This window comes from Micromonospora sp. NPDC005172 (assembly GCF_040608555.1).
Lineage (GTDB): Bacteria > Actinomycetota > Actinomycetes > Mycobacteriales > Micromonosporaceae > Micromonospora.
The window spans coordinates 39,005-53,777 of sequence record NZ_JBEXIL010000033.1 but is presented as its reverse complement, the minus strand read 5'-3'; the positions used below and the strand labels follow the sequence as shown (position 1 = coordinate 53,777).

At 70.5% G+C, this 14,773-nt stretch carries 12 protein-coding genes; 2 read left to right on the top strand and 10 right to left on the bottom strand.

Translation table 11 applies throughout. From position 1 onward, the window contains the following. Positions 1-22: 22 nt before the first annotated feature. Genes ccsB through hemL form a run of 6 tightly spaced genes read right to left on the bottom strand, consistent with a single transcriptional unit; the run spans position 23 to position 6,014 of the window. On the bottom strand, positions 23-1,000 hold the full coding sequence (gene ccsB, locus ABZV06_RS21865) for a c-type cytochrome biogenesis protein CcsB (RefSeq protein WP_355623687.1): 978 nt from the start codon (positions 998-1,000) through the stop codon (positions 23-25). Beyond that, on the bottom strand, positions 1,000-2,625 hold the full coding sequence (locus ABZV06_RS21860) for a cytochrome c biogenesis protein ResB (RefSeq protein ID WP_355247922.1): 1,626 nt from the start codon (positions 2,623-2,625) through the stop codon (positions 1,000-1,002). Before ABZV06_RS21860 ends, ccsB begins: the two co-directional genes overlap by 1 nt. After that, positions 2,622-3,455, bottom strand: coding sequence for a cytochrome c biogenesis protein CcdA (locus ABZV06_RS21855; protein WP_355247919.1), 834 nt, complete (start codon positions 3,453-3,455; stop codon positions 2,622-2,624). The genes ABZV06_RS21860 and ABZV06_RS21855 overlap by 4 nt, the downstream gene beginning before the upstream one ends. Continuing rightward, on the bottom strand, positions 3,455-4,024 hold the full coding sequence (locus ABZV06_RS21850; protein ID WP_355247916.1) for a TlpA disulfide reductase family protein: 570 nt from the start codon (positions 4,022-4,024) through the stop codon (positions 3,455-3,457). Before ABZV06_RS21850 ends, ABZV06_RS21855 begins: the two co-directional genes overlap by 1 nt. Beyond that, positions 4,024-4,677 (bottom strand): histidine phosphatase family protein, encoded by a 654-nt coding sequence (locus ABZV06_RS21845; protein ID WP_355623735.1) that lies wholly within the window; start codon positions 4,675-4,677, stop codon positions 4,024-4,026. The genes ABZV06_RS21850 and ABZV06_RS21845 overlap by 1 nt, the downstream gene beginning before the upstream one ends. Beyond that, entirely contained in the window at positions 4,677-6,014 is a 1,338-nt protein-coding gene (gene hemL, locus ABZV06_RS21840) for a glutamate-1-semialdehyde 2,1-aminomutase (protein WP_355623684.1), read from the bottom strand. Before hemL ends, ABZV06_RS21845 begins: the two co-directional genes overlap by 1 nt. A gap of 156 nt (positions 6,015-6,170) precedes the next feature. Here hemL and ABZV06_RS21835 point away from each other — a divergent pair, with 156 nt between their 5' ends. Continuing rightward, positions 6,171-6,506 carry an STAS domain-containing protein gene (locus ABZV06_RS21835; protein ID WP_355004798.1) on the top strand — a complete coding sequence of 112 codons (336 nt, stop codon included), beginning with the start codon at positions 6,171-6,173 and terminating at the stop codon, positions 6,504-6,506. 110 nt (positions 6,507-6,616) lie between these two features. Here the strand turns inward: ABZV06_RS21835 and ABZV06_RS21830 are convergent, their stop codons facing one another. Both ABZV06_RS21830 and ABZV06_RS21825 read right to left on the bottom strand, forming a co-directional pair. Beyond that, positions 6,617-8,290: an ABC transporter permease gene (locus tag ABZV06_RS21830; RefSeq protein ID WP_355247910.1), complete on the bottom strand. Its 1,674-nt coding sequence runs from the start codon at positions 8,288-8,290 to the stop codon at positions 6,617-6,619. Beyond that, complete coding sequence (locus ABZV06_RS21825; protein ID WP_355247907.1) at positions 8,287-9,183, bottom strand: ABC transporter ATP-binding protein; 897 nt, start codon at positions 9,181-9,183, stop codon at positions 8,287-8,289. The genes ABZV06_RS21830 and ABZV06_RS21825 overlap by 4 nt, the downstream gene beginning before the upstream one ends. Positions 9,184-9,275: 92 nt before the next feature. Here ABZV06_RS21825 and ABZV06_RS21820 point away from each other — a divergent pair, with 92 nt between their 5' ends. After that, entirely contained in the window at positions 9,276-9,791 is a 516-nt protein-coding gene (locus tag ABZV06_RS21820) for a helix-turn-helix domain-containing protein (RefSeq protein WP_355247904.1), read from the top strand. Here the strand turns inward: ABZV06_RS21820 and ABZV06_RS21815 are convergent. Beyond that, the gene (locus ABZV06_RS21815; protein ID WP_355247901.1) at positions 9,783-10,337 is read right to left on the bottom strand and encodes a response regulator; all 555 of its coding nucleotides are present in this window, start codon (positions 10,335-10,337) and stop codon (positions 9,783-9,785) included. The genes ABZV06_RS21820 and ABZV06_RS21815 overlap by 9 nt on opposite strands. Next, the gene (locus ABZV06_RS21810; RefSeq protein WP_355247898.1) at positions 10,334-14,701 is read right to left on the bottom strand and encodes a HAMP domain-containing protein; all 4,368 of its coding nucleotides are present in this window, start codon (positions 14,699-14,701) and stop codon (positions 10,334-10,336) included. Before ABZV06_RS21810 ends, ABZV06_RS21815 begins: the two co-directional genes overlap by 4 nt. Positions 14,702-14,773 lie beyond the last annotated feature (72 nt).

Below are 14,773 nucleotides of genomic sequence, written 5' to 3'. Positions count from 1 at the left end.
TTCTACATTCGCCAACTGCAGGTCAGTTCAGCCCACCGTACGAGTGCAGGCCGGTGAAGAAGATGTTCACGCCGAACAGGTTCATCAGCATGGTGAGGAAGCCGAGCACCGCGATCCAGGTGGCCACGTTCCGCTTCACGCTGGGGGTGGCCCGGGCGTGCAGGTAGCCGGCGTAGACCACCCAGGAGATGAACGCCCAGGTCTCCTTCGGGTCCCAGCCCCACGGCCGACCCCAGGCCGCCTCGGCCCAGATCGCGCCGGCGATCACCGCGAACGTGAAGACCGGGAAGGCGAACGCGTGCAGCGCGAAGGTCAGCCGCTCCAGGCTGACCGCGCCGGGCAGCCGCTTCGCCAGGGTGTACGGGAAGCTCCGCTTGCCCTGCTCGTAGCCGTTGCGCATGAGGAAGCCGACGGCCGGCACCGCTCCGAGCAGGAAGATGCCGGACGCGAAGACGATCGTCGAGACGTGGATGACGAACCAGTACGAGTTCAGGGCCGGCACCAGCGGCACGATCGGCACGTAGAGCACCAGCTCGGCGGTGGCCACCAGCAGCACCATGACCAGCGTCAGGAACAGCCCGAGCTTGCGCAGGGACGGCCGCTTCCAGAGCACCACCAGCCAGGCCGCGACCCCGATGAACGTCACCGTGAGCACGAACTCGTACATGTTGCCCCACGGCATGCGGTCCGCCGCGAGACCGCGGGTGACAAGCGCCGCGAGGTGCAACACGGCGGCGAGCGCGGTGACGCCCACCGCGACCAGCCCGGCGAGACGCGCCCGGCGCGCCGAGCCGTCCACAGGCGGCGGGACCGGAGCGGGCGGCTCGTCGGCCACACCGCCGGCACCGCCGACCCCCGCGCCGACCAGCTCGCGGGCGGGCGACGCCACGGCCACCCGGGTACGCGCGTTGCCCAACGCGTACTCGACGGCGTGGCTGATCATCGCGATCAGGTACGTCAGGATCGCGAAGGTCACCAGATTGTCGGAGAGCGCGGACATCACTCGGTCCCTTCTCGCACACCGGCCCGCTCAGCCGCCCGTTCGTCACCGTTCACAGCGGCGATCAACTGGGCGAACTCGTCGGCGAACCCTGGATAGTCGGTGCGCGGCAACCCACCGGCCTCCACCAAGCTACTACCGCCCGTCGGAGATCCATTCGCGGGGTCGGCCGGCAGCACTCGGAACCAGACCCGGCGACGCCGGCCGAACAGCGAGCCCATCAGCCCGACCAGCAGCACACCGCAGCTCACCAGCAGCGGCGTCGAGCCGGGGTCGTGCCGGACGGAGAGCGTCACGTACCGCTCGGTGCCCAGGAACTCGACGGTCGTGCCGTCGTCCAGCGTCCACTTCTCGCCCTTGCGGAGCAGCTTGCTGCCGATCTCCTTGACCTTGCCGGCGCGCACCTGCCGCTGGTCGAGCTGGTAGACCGAGCCGGGGATGCCGGCGTCCATGCCGAGGTTGCCCCGGTAGGCGACCAGGTTCAGCGCCGGGTTGCGCTCGGTCGGGTACTCGGAGCGGACGAACGGGGCCTGCTGCGGCGCGGTGGGCAGGTAGATGCCGGTGAACGCCACCTGCTCGCCCGGTACCCGCTTGCCGGTGGCCGGGTCGACGTTCGCGTCCGGGAAGGCGGCCAGCCCCTCGCTGGTCAGGCCCATGTCTCCGGTGGTCAGGAACGGTTCGTCACTGACCTGGCTGTTGCCGTACCGATCGGTGTAGCGGATCACCGGTGCATACCCGTGGCCGAGCAGGTAGACGCTCGCGTCGGCGAGGCGCAGCGGCGAGTTGACCGAGAAGTCCGCGCTGCGGGTCGGCTCGTCGGGGCCGTCCACCGTCACCCGGGCGTTGAAGAACTCCGGCTGGCCGGACGGCAGGAACCGGGCCTGGAAGTCGTCCAGCCGCAGGCAGAAGCGGGGCAGGTCGGCGGTGTCCACGCGGGGGCCGAGCTTGGCCTCGGCGTACTGCTGGCGGGTGTTGCAGAACGCGTTGTCCGCGCCCGCCACCAGCAGGCGGTTGCCGCTCCACCCGTACCAGGAGCCGAGCGCGACGCCGATCAGCACCGCGATGAGCGAGGTGTGGAACAGCAGGTTGCCGGTCTCCTTGAGGTAGCCCTTCTCGGCGGAGACCTCGTTTCCGCGTACCTCGACCCGCCAGCGGCGCTTGCGCAGCACCGCGGCGACGGCGTCCACGCCACCGTCCGGCGCCGGCAGCACGGTGTGCTGCGGCAGCCGCTCCATCCGCTTCGGCGCGACGGGTGGGCGGGACCGCAGCGCCCGGAAGTGGTCGCGCAGCCGGGGCGTGATGCAGCCGATCAGCGACGTGAACAGCAGTAGGTAGATGGCGGAGAACCAGACCGAGCCGAAGACCGCGAACGCGCCGATCCGGTCCAGCCGGGGCGCCCAGTCGGGGTGGTCGACGAAGTACTGGTTGACCTTCTCCGGACTGATCCCGCGCTGCGGCAGCACCGATCCGGGGATCGCGGCGATCGCCAGCAGGAAGAGCAGGATCAGGGCCGTACGCATGCTGGTGAGCTGCCGCCACGAGTTGCGCAGCAGGGCCAGCAGCCGGCTGGGCCGGTGGCGGGGCGCCGGGGCCTCGGCCTCCGGCCGCTCGTCGACGACCGTCATATGCTCACCTCGCCCACCCCGACGGTGGTCTGCAACCAGATCACGAAGCTCTGCCATCCGCCGGTGACCAGCGCAAGGCCGATCAGGATGAGCAGCGCGCCGCCGATCCGGGTGACCCAACGGCTGTTGCGCCGGATGGCGCGGAACACCCCGAGCAGGCGCTGGAAGCCCAGCCCGAAGACGACGAACGGTATCCCCAACCCGAGGCAGTACGCCACGGCGAGCACCACCGCGCGGTCGCTCTGACCACTGGTGGCGGCCATGCCCATCACCGCGCCGAGGGTCGGACCGGTGCACGGCACCCAACTGAGCGCGAAGACCGCCCCGAACACGGGTGCGCCGAGCAGGCCCGCCGACGGCAGCCGGGAGATGCGGAACTCACGTTGCAGGGCTGGAATCATGCCGAGGTAGCCCAGGCCGAGCACGATGATCAACGCGCCGACGACGATCTCCAATTGCCGCTCGTAGTCGAAGAAGACCCGACCGATGCCGGCAAACAGGATCGCGGTGGCGACGAAGACCACTGTGAAACCGGCGACGAAGAGCAGCGTCCCGGCGAGCACCCGACCCTTGACCGCCGCCGCCGCCGGTGCCGTCCGCTCACGCAGCGCGACCCCGCCGCCCGCCTCAGCGCCGTCGGGTGCCGGCGTCGCCGCAGGCCGCCGGCCCTCGAGGTCGGCACCGGCCAGACCGGTGACGTACGACAGGTAGCCGGGGACGAGTGGGAGCACGCACGGGGAGAGGAAGCTGACCAGGCCGGCGAGCGCCGCCGCGCCGATGGCGAGCACCAGCGGCCCGCTCCGGGCCAGCTCCTCGAACGTCTCGCCCATCAGTTCGACGCCGGCTTCTCGGCCGCGATCCGCTCGACGATCGGTCGCAGGCCCTCCTGCGTGACCGCCGCCCGGATCACCACGGCGACCCGGCCCTCCCGGTCCAGCACGACTGTCGCCGGGACGGTGTTCGGCGGGATGTCCAGGGCCAGCGCCAGCTTGCTCGGCGGGTCGAACAGGCTCGGATAGGTGACCCGCCCCTGCTCGAACGCCTTGGCCTTGTCCCGCGAATCCTGCACGTTGACGCCGAGGAAGCTCACGCCGGAACCCTTGGTGGCCTGGTAGACCGATTCCAGGTCGTCGGCCTCGGCCCGGCAGGGCGGGCACCAGGAGCCCCAGAAGTTGACGACGACAACCTGGCCGCGGGCCTCGCTGACGTCGTAGGTGCCGCCGGTCAGCAGCTCACCGGCGAGCTTCGGAGGCGCGGAGCGCTGGTCCGGCGCGCATTCGATGATGCCGTCGGAGGTGGTCGAGCAGGTCTTCTCCTGGCTCTTCGACGCCGTACAGCCGACCAGCGCCACCGTGGCGACGGCGGCGAGCAGACCGGCGGTCCACCTCCGGGCGGTCATCAGGCCCCCTTGGCCGTCCGGGCGGTAGCGGAGAGAGCGACGAGGTGCGCGGCCGGCTCGCTGTAGCCGATGCCCACCACCTTCGCGCCGTCGAAGTGGAACGAGGTGAGGCTCGCCAGCCCGCACTGGCGCTTGCGCGGGTCGTGCCAGAGCCGCTTGCGCTCGACGTGGCGGCGCAGCGTCCAGATGGGGAGCTGATGAGACACCAGCACCGCCTCGCGGCCCTCGGCGGCGACCCGGGCGGCGTGCACGGCGGCGAACATCCGCTCGGCGATCACCCGGTACGCCTCGCCCCAGGACGGCGTCACGGGGTCGCGCAGCACCCACCAGTTGCGCGGGTCACGGAACGACCCGTCGCCCGGCGACACCTTCTTGCCCTCGAACCAGTTGGCGCTCTCGATCAGCCGCTCGTCCACCCCGACCGGGAGCCCGAACTGGGCGGCGATCGGCTCGGCGGTCTGCTGCGCGCGTTCCAACGGGCTCGCCACGACGTGCACGATCTCCCGGTCGGCGAGGCCCTCCGCAGCGGCCTTGGCCATCTGCACGCCCAGCTCGGAGAGGCGGAAACCGGGCAGCCGCCCGTACAGGATCTGGTCGGGGTTGTGCACCTCGCCGTGCCGGAGCACGTGGACCACCGTCTTCGCCACCTGTATTACCCCCCGTGACCAGCCGCTGCTGCCGCGTTCGCCGCCGTCGGCAGCGCGGCGGCGACGTGCTCCAGAGCGGCGTCGTCGATCGCCGCCGACACGAACCACGACTCGAACGCGCTCGGCGGCAGGTAGACGCCGGCGGCGAGCATCGCGTGGAAGAACGCCTTGAACGCCGGCACCTGCTGGGTGCGCGCGCTGTCGTAGTCGACCACGTCGGCGTCGGTGAAGAAGATGGAGAACATGCTGCCCGCGTACGACAAACGGTGCGGGACCCCGGCGGCGGCCAGCGCGTCGGACGCGAGCTTGCCCACGACGGCGGCCGTGTCGTCGAGCTTGCGGTAGAGCGCGTCGTCGGCGAGCCGCAGGGTCGCCAGACCGGCGGCGCACGCCAGCGGGTTACCGGACAGCGTGCCGGCCTGGTAGACCGGGCCGGCCGGCGCGAGACGCGCCATGATGTCCGCGCGCCCGCCGAACGCCGCGGCGGGCAGGCCACCACCCATGACCTTGCCGTACGTCCACAGGTCCGCGTCGGAGGCGTCGAGGCCGTGCCACCCGGCGCGGGAGACCCGGAACCCGGTCATCACCTCGTCCACGACGAGCAGTGCGCCGTGCGCGTGCGCGATCCGGGCGAGCTGCTGGTTGAAGCCGTCGCGGGGCGCGACCACGCCCATGTTGCCGGCGGCAGCCTCGGTGATCACGGCGGCGATGTGCGGGCCCTCGGCGGCGAACGCCTCCTCGACGGCCCGGATGTCGTTGTACGGCAGGACGATCGTCTCGCTGGCCGCCGCGCCGGTGACACCGGGCGAGTCGGGCAGGCCGAGGGTCGCCACACCGGAACCGGCGGAGGCGAGCAGCGCGTCGACGTGCCCGTGGTAGCAGCCCGCGAACTTGACGATCTTGGAGCGGCCGGTGAAGCCCCGCGCCAGCCGGATCGCCGACATGGTGGCCTCGGTGCCGGAGTTGACCAGGCGGACCTGCTCCATCGGCGCCCGGTCGACAAGCTCGGCGGCCAGCTCCACCTCACCCGGGGTGGGCGTGCCGAAGCTGGTGCCCCGGGCGGCAGCCGCCCGCACGGCGTCCACCACCTCCGGGTGGGCGTGCCCGAGGATCAGCGGTCCCCAGGAGCACACCAGGTCGACGTAGCGGCGACCGTCGGCGTCGTACAGCCACGGGCCCTCGCCACGGACCATGAAGCGTGGGGTGCCACCGACCGCCTGGAAGGCGCGCACGGGGGAGTTGACCCCGCCCGGCACGATGGCGCGGGCGCGGTCGAACAGGGCCTCGGAGGCCGGCGCGTCGGCCGGGTAGCGGCCAGATCCGGCGGAAACGATGTCGGTCACGATGCCGCCATTGTGTCAGCGCCGGACGCCCAACCAGCAGCCACCCCGGGTTGGGGTTACCCGGCTCACCCGGCTCCGGTGCCCAATCGGGCCGGCTGAGAGGGCGGCTCACCGCCTCGACAGGCCGGGTCGGCGGGATCGCGCTAGGCTGACCGGGTGGATCGTGCCGAACTGTCCATCACGCTACACCGGACGGGCGACGAAGCAGTGCTGCGCCTGGCCGGTGAGATCGACATGCTCACGGCGGCCCAGCTCTCCACCGTCGTCAACGAGGTGCTGGCCGACCCACCCCCGAAGATCATCCTCGACCTCGGCGGCGTCACCTTCTGCGACTCGCAGGGCCTGGGCACCCTCGTCGTACTCAGCCGCAAGGCCAGCCACGCGCAGAGCCTGCTGATGCTGACCCACGTGGGCGACTTCCTCATCCGGGTCCTGGACATCACCGGCCTGCGCAGCGCCCTGATGATCCGCAACGACCAACCCACCGGCTGACACCCCCCTCCCGGTCCCGGGCGCCCGCCCGCAGCCGTTGATCATGAAGTTATTGCCAAATTCCGTCCGATTTGTCGGCAATAACTTCATGATCACCGGCGGGCCCTGCTTCAGGAGGTGGGGACGTCTCGGGAATTGACGGCGCGCAGGGCCAGGGTCAGGAGGGCGGCTGACACCGCGGTCAGGGTGGCCAGGGGGGTTATCGTCCAGTTGTCGCTCAGCACCTGCGGGGTGTGCGCGAACGGGGAGACGTCCAGCACCCACTGGCTCAGCTCCAGCACCGCGCCGAGTTGACCCAGCAGCAGACAGCCGGCGAGCACCGCCCAGGCAGCCCACGAGAAGCGGGGCAGCCAGCCCACCAGCAGCGCCGCGAGCCCGGCGAGCACCCACGCCGCCGGCACCTGGGCCAGACCCACGCCGAGCAGCCGGGGCACCTCACCGCCGATGTCACCGACGCTGAGGCCGTACGACAGTCCCGTCGCCACCCCTGTCACGGCCAGCACCACCACGGGGCCGAGCAGTGCGAAGAGCAGATGCGCCGCCAGCCAGCGGGATCTGCTCACCGCCGTGGCGAGCAACGGTTCGGCCCGGCCGGCGGTCTCCTCCGCTCGCGCCCGCAGCGCGGCCTGGATGCCGTAACCGGCGGCGGCCAGCGCGGTCAGGCTCAATGTGCTGCCGAGGTACGCCTCCGCCAGTGTCGACGAGCCACCCAGCCGTTCCAGGAGGTCGGCCATCTGCTCGTTGCCCTGCACCGCGTCGCCGGCCGCGTCCGCCGCGCCACCCAACACCAGACCGAGCAGCCCGAAGCCGACGGTCCAGCCGAGCAACTGGCCGCGGTGCAGCCGCCAGGCCAGGCCGAGCGGGCCGGCCAGCCCGCCGCCCGCGGTGGCCGGGCCGAGCCGGGGTGGCAGGAGGCCGGCGCCCACGTCGCGACGCACCGAGACGGGGTACGCGACGAGCGCCACCACCACGCTGAACAGCACCGGCAGCAGCAGCACCCACCAGCGCTCACCGGCGAAGGCACGCGCCCGGGGCACCCAGCCGAGCGGAGAGATCCAGCTCAACCACTCGGCGCTGCCGCCACTGCCACCGGACCCTCCGGCGTCGCCGCCGAGCCGCAGCGCGAACGCCAACCCGAGCACGCCCAGCCCGATGCCGCGCGCCCCGCTGGCGCTCTGGGTGAGCTGCGCCGCCAGGCCGCCGACCGTGGCGAACGCGATGCCGGTCAGGGCGACGCCGGCGCCGAAGAGCAACGAGCCCGCCCCCGGCAGACCCGCGGCGACCAGGCCGCCGGCGATGAGCAGGCCGAGCAGCACATTCGCGGCGTACGTGGCAAGCAGCGCCGCGGTCAGCCCGGCGTACCGGCCGAGGACCGTCGCGCCGAGCAACTCCCGCCGGCCGGCCTCCTCCTCGGTACGGGTGTGCCGTACCACCGTCAGCACGCTCACCAGGGCGGCGACCAACGCGAACAGGCCGGCCCGCTGGACGGTGAGCGCGCCGATGCTGTCGCCGTAGACCGGGCCGAGCAGCGCCACGATCGACGGGTTGCTCGCCGTACCGGCCAGGTAGGCGGCCCGCTCGGCTTCGGTCGGGTAGAGGCCGGCGTACACGCTGGCATAGCTGGCTGGGAGCACGGCCAGCAGCAGGATCCAGATCGGCAGCACGATCCGGTCCCGGCGCAGGATCAGCCGCACCAGGTGCCGGGTGCCGGTGATCGCGGTCGCCGAGTTTCGTTCCGATCGCGACTGCGGGGCTCGCAAACCCGGCTCACTCCTCGCGCTCACGAGCGCACCTGCTCGGCCTGGTAGTGCCGCAGGAACAGTTCCTCCAGCGTCGGCGGTTGGCTGACCAGGCTGCGTACGCCGATCTCGGTGAGCCGACGCAGGGCGACGTCCAGCGCGGCGTCCTCCACGTCGAAGCGCACCCGCTGCCCGTCCACCCGCAGGTCGTGTACGCCGGTGAGCTGCCCCAGCCCGTCGACCGGGCCGGTCAGCTCGGCCTCGATGGAGGTACGCCGCAGGTGCCGTAGCTCGCTGAGGGTGCCGGTCTCCACGTCCCGCCCGTTGCGGATGATCGTCACCCGGTCGCAGAGCGCCTCCACCTCGGCCAGGATGTGGCTGGAGAGCAGCACGGTGCGGCCGTCGGCCTTCGCCCGGCGTACCCAGTGTTGGAAGACCTCTTCCATGAGGGGGTCCAGGCCGGAGGTCGGCTCGTCCAGGATGAGGAGTTCGGCGTCCGACGCGAGGGCGGCCACCAGGCCGACCTTCTGCCGGTTGCCCTTGGAGTACGTCCGGCCCTTCTTGCGGGGGTCCAGCTCGAAGGAGTCGAGCAGTTCGGCCCGGCGGGCCGGGTCGAGGCCGCCGCGCATCCGGCCGAGCAGGTCGATGACCTCTCCGCCGGAGAGGTTGGGCCAGAGCGTGACGTCGCCCGGCACGTACGCCAGCCGTCGGTGCAGGGCCACCGCGTCGCGCCACGGATCGCCACCGAGCAGGCGGACGGCCCCCGCGTCCGTCCGCAGCAGCCCGAGGAGCGCCCGAATGGTCGTCGACTTGCCGGCGCCGTTCGGGCCGAGGAAGCCGTGCACCTCGCCGGCGTGGACGGTCAGGTCCAGACCGTCGAGCGCCCGGGTCCGGCCGAAGGTCTTGACCAGGCCGGACACCTCAATCGGAATTTCCATATATCGGAAGCTACACTCGTTTCACAAAGTTGTGAAGACAGTGAGAGTCGGGGCACCATCGATGCCCACGAGACGCGTAGGAGGGACCAGAGATGGCAGCCGCCGACGGCCATGACCCGGTGCACCTCTTCGTCGAACGGATGGCTCTCACGTTCGCCGAGGTGGGCTTCCCGAGGATGGCCGCCCGAGTGCTGTTCACCGTGATGACCGCGGACGACCCGCTGACGGCCGCCGAGATCGGCGAACGACTCGGGGTGAGCGCGGCGGCGGTCAGCGGCGCGGTCCGCTACCTCACCCAGTTCGGCATGCTGGTCCGCGAGCCGGTCCCCCGCTCGCGCCGCGACCGCTACCGGATGCCGGAGGACCCCTGGTACGAGGGGACGATCACCAAGACCGCGATCTACAAGACGTTCATCGACGCGGCCGAGGGCGGCGTGGTCGCCCTCAACGGCCCGGACACGCCGGCCGGCGAACGGGTGGCCGAGATGCGCGACTTCTTCATCTTCGTGCAGGAAGAGATCGACTCACTGGGCGAGCGGTGGCGCGTCCGCCGGGCCCAGACCGGCCACCTGCGCCCCGGTGAGAGCGCAGCCGCCCCGTCAGGCTGAGCTGCCCCAGCGGGCCTGCTCCAGCAGCTCCACCGCACGGTCCCGCGCCGCAAGGTCGTCGGAACGCAGCAGGGTGGTGGCCTCGTCCACCGCGTCGGTGAGTCGCCGCCACTGCGCGTCGCGCTCCCGCACCAGGTCCGACTGGGCGGCCAACTGCCGGGTCTTGACCCACAGCTCGACGAAGACCGACACCTTGGCCCGCAGCACCCACGGGTCGAACGGCTTGGTCAGGTAGTCGACGGCACCCACCTGGTAGCCCCGAAGGGCGAGCTGGGCGTCCCGGTCGGCGGCGGTGAGGAAGATGATCGGCACGTGCCGGGTGCGCTCCCGGCGCTTGATGTGGCTGGCCGTCTCGAAGCCGTCCATGTCCGGCATCTGCGCGTCCAACAGGATCACCGCGAAGTCGTCCACCAGCAACTGCTTGAGTGCCGCCTCGCCGCTCTCCACGGCGACCGACTGGACCGGCAGGCCCTGGAGGATCGCCTCCAGGGCCATCAGGTTCTCCCGGCGGTCGTCCACGAGCAGCGCCTTGGCCATCTGGGTCACGAAGTCTCCTCGGTACGGCTGCCACTGATCCAGGACGACATCAGCTCGATCAGGTCGTCCAGGTCGACCGGCTTGGTGATGTAGTCGCTTCCGCCGGCGGCGAGCGCCGACTCGCGGTCACCCGGCATCGCCTTCGCGGTCAGGAAGACCACGGGAAGGTCGGCGAACCGGTGGTTACGCCGGATCTGGCGGGTCGTCTCGTATCCGTCCTGGTCCGGCATCATGGCGTCCATCAGCACGATGTCCACCTCCGGGTGCTCGGCCAGCAGGCGGACGCCGTCCGCCCCGTTGTCCGAGTACAGCACGGTCATGCCGTGCAGCTCCAACGCGCTGGTCAGAGCGAAGACGTTGCGTACGTCGTCGTCCACGATCAGCACGGTGGCACCGTCCAACTGGCGCATGGCCGGTGCCTCCGACCGCTCCGGCAACAGCTCCAGCGGCGGCATGAGCAGTGACGACGGCAGCCCGGCGCGCTGTGGCGACGGCGGCTGCGGTGCGACCACCGCGTCCGGGGCGAGGACCTGCGGCACGAACAACGTGAACGTCGAACCCTGACCGGGCGCCGATGAGACCGTGATGGTGCCACCGATCAGTCGCGCCAGGTCGCGGCTGATCGACAGGCCCAGTCCGGTGCCGCCGTAGCGACGGCTGGTCGTGCCGTCCGCCTGCTGGAACGCCTCGAAGATGATCGACAATTTGTCGTCGGAGATGCCGATCCCGGTGTCGATGACCGTGAACGCGATCACCTGCTGGGCGTTCGTCAGCGCGGGCACGTCGAACACCGCGTTCTCCGCCGCCGGGGCGATCCGCAGGGTCACCGCGCCGTTGTCGGTGAACTTCACCGCGTTGGAGAGCAGGTTGCGCAGGATCTGCTGCAACCGCTGCGCGTCGGTCACCAGGGCGGGCGGCAGATCCTTGCTCACGCGTACCTGGAAGTCGAGGTTCTTCTCCTCGGCCTGCGGCGCGAACGCCTGCTCGACGAACCCGCGCAGCTCGGTGAAGCGGATCTCGGTGGGCTCGACGTCCATCCGGCCCGCCTCGATCTTGGAGAGGTCGAGGATGTCGTCGATCAGGCGCAGCAGATCCGAGCCCGAGCCGTGGATGGTCCGGGCGAACTCGATCTGCTTCGGGCTGAGGTTCTGCTCCGAGTTCTCCGCGAGCAGGCGGGCCAGCAGGAGCAACGAGTTCAGCGGCGTACGCAGCTCGTGGCTCATGTTGGCCAGGAACTCCGACTTGTACGCCGACGCCCGGGTGAGCTGCTGCGCCTTCTCCTCCAGCCCGAGACGGGCCAGCTCGATCTCCCGGTTCTTGGTCTCGATGTTGCCCTTCTGCTCGGAGAGCAGGGTGGCCTTCTCCTCCAGCTCGGCGTTGGTGCGCTGCAACTCCGCCGACTGCTCCTGCATCTCGTGGGCCAGCCGCTGCGACTGGGCCAGCAACTCCTCCGTACGCCGGTTGGCCTGGATGGTGTTGACGGCGATGCCGATGGTGAGCACCAGCCGCTCCAGGAACGACAGGTGCAGCTCGGAGAAGGCGGACACGCTGGCGAACTCGATCACCCCGAGCAGCTCCCCCTCGAACAGCACGGGGAGCACCACCAGGTCGGTCGGCGGGGTCTCGGCCAGGCCGGAGCGCAGCGTGAGGCGGCTGTTCGGCGGGGCGCTGACCCGGATCGTCCGGCGCGAGAGGGCGGTCTGCCCGACCAGCCCCTCGCCCGGCCCGAAGGTCACGTCGTGCCCCCGCGCCACATAGCCGTACGACGAGGTCAACCGCAGCCGCATGCTGCCGTCGGTGTCGTCGGCGAGGAAGAAGGCGCCGAGCTGGGCGTCGACCAGCGGAGTCACCTCCGTCATGATCATGCGGCAGACCTCGCCGAGGTCACGCTGACCCTGCAACAGGCCACCGATGCGAGCCAGGTTGGAGTCCAACCAGCCCTGCTCGGCGTTCTTCTTGGTCGTCTCCCGGAGGGTGACGATCATCTGGTTGATGTTGTCCTTCAGCTCGGCGACCTCGCCCTGCGCCTTGACCGCGATCCGCTGGGTCAGGTCGCCCCGGGTCACCGACGTGGACACCTGGGCGATGGCCCGTAGCTGGGTGGTCAACGTCGAGGCGAGCTGGTTGACGTTCTCGGTCAGGTCCCGCCAGGTGCCGGAGACCCCCTTGACCTGCGCCTGACCACCGAGCTTGCCCTCGATACCGACCTCGCGGGCGACCCGGGTCACCTCGTCGGCGAACGACGAGAGCTGGTCCACCATCGTGTTGACAGTCGACTTCAGCTCCAGGATCTCGCCCTGGGCGTCCACGGTGATCTTCTGGCTCAGGTCGCCCTTCGCCACCGCCGTCGTCACCGAGGCGATGTTGCGGACCTGGCTGGTCAGGTTCGACGCCATCGAGTTCACGTTGTCGGTCAGGTCCCGCCAGGTGCCGGAGACCCCCTTGACCTGCGCCTGACCACCGAGCTTGCCCTCGGTACCCACCTCGCGGGCCACCCGCGTCACCTCGTCGGCGAACGACGAGAGCTGGTCCACCATCGTGTTGACAGTCGACTTCAGCTCCAGGATCTCGCCCCGCGCGTCCACAGTGATCTTCTGGCTCAGGTCGCCCTTCGCCACCGCCGTCGAGACCTGGGCGATGTTGCGGACCTGGGCGGTCAGGTTCGACGCCATCGAGTTCACGTTGTCGGTCAGGTCGCGCCAGGTGCCAGCGACGCCGCGTACCTGCGCCTGACCACCGAGCTTGCCCTCGGTACCCACCTCGCGGGCCACCCGCGTCACCTCGTCGGCGAACGACGAGAGCTGGTCCACCATCGTGTTGACGGTCGACTTCAGCTCCAGGATCTCACCCCGCGCGTCCACAGTGATCTTCTGCGACAGGTCGCCCTTCGCCACCGCCGTCGTCACCGAGGCGATGTTGCGGACCTGGCTGGTCAGGTTCGACGCCATCGAGTTCACGTTGTCGGTCAGGTCCCGCCACGTACCGGACACGCCCTTGACCTGCGCCTGACCGCCCAGGTTGCCCTCGGTGCCCACCTCGCGCGCGACCCGCGTCACCTCGTCGGCGAACGACGAGAGCTGGTCCACCATCGTGTTGACGGTGTTCTTCAGCTCTAGGATCTCGCCCTGGGCGTCGACGGTGATCTTCTGCGACAGGTCACCCTTGGCCACCGCCGTCGACACCTGGGAGATGTTCCGGACCTGGCTGGTCAGGTTGCCGGCCAACTGGTTGACGTTCTCGGTGAGGTCACGCCAGGTGCCCGAGACGCCGCGTACCTGCGCCTGCCCACCCAGCTTGCCCTCGATGCCCACCTCGCGGGCCACCCGCGTCACCTCGTCGGCGAACGACGACAACTGGTCCACCATCGTGTTGACGGTGTCCTTCAGCTCCAGGATCTCGCCCTGCGCCGCCACGGTGATCTTCTGCGACAGGTCACCGCGGGCCACCGCCGTCGAGACCTGCGCGATGTTGCGGACCTGGGCGGTCAGGTTCGACGCCATCGAGTTGACGCTGTCGGTCAGGTCCTTCCAGGTGCCCGCCACGTTCGGCACCTCGGCCTGGCCACCCAACTTGCCCTCGGTGCCCACCTCACGGGCCACCCGCGTCACCTGCTCGGCGAAGAGCCGCAACGTGTCCGTGAGGTAGTTCATCGTGGCGGCCAGCTCGGCCACCTCACCGCGTGCGCTGACCGTGATCTTCTGCGACAGATCGCCCTTGGCCACCGCCGTCGCGACCTGCGAGATCGACCGCACCTGGCCGGTCAGGTTGGACGCCATGGTGTTGACCGAGTCGGTGAGGTCCTTCCACGTGCCGGCGACACCCCGCACGTCGGCCTGGCCACCCAGCTTGCCCTCGGTGCCCACCTCACGGGCCACCCGGGTCACCTCGTTGGAGAACGACGACAACTGGTCGACCATCGTGTTCACGGTGCGGCCGATGCGCAGGTACTCACCGCGCAGCGGCCGACCGTCGATCTCCAGCGCCATGTGCTGGGACAGGTCGCCGTCGGCGACCGCCACGATGACCCGGGCGATCTCGGTCGTCGGCCGACCCAGGTCGTCGATCAGCGAGTTGATCGCCCGCTGCCCCTCCGCCCAGGAGCCGTCCAGCCCCTCGTCGTCCAGTCGTTCGGTGAGCCGGCCGTCCCGACCGACGATCCGGCTGATCCGCCGCAGGTCCAGGTACTGCCGCTCCTGGAGCGAGACCACCTCGTTGAAGGCGTCCGCCACCTCACCGGCCTTACCGGCGCGGCGGGGCAACCGGACTTTCAGATCACCGCGACGAACCCGTCGCAGCGCCTCGGTCAGCTCACCGAGGAGCGCGTCCTGGTCGGGCGCGGACGGATCCGCGTACGACTGCTTCGCCGTGGTCATGATGCCTCGCTCACCTGGGGGGGTCCGTGCCCGTACAGACACACCGGCACCCCATATTGTGCCCGCGCCGGC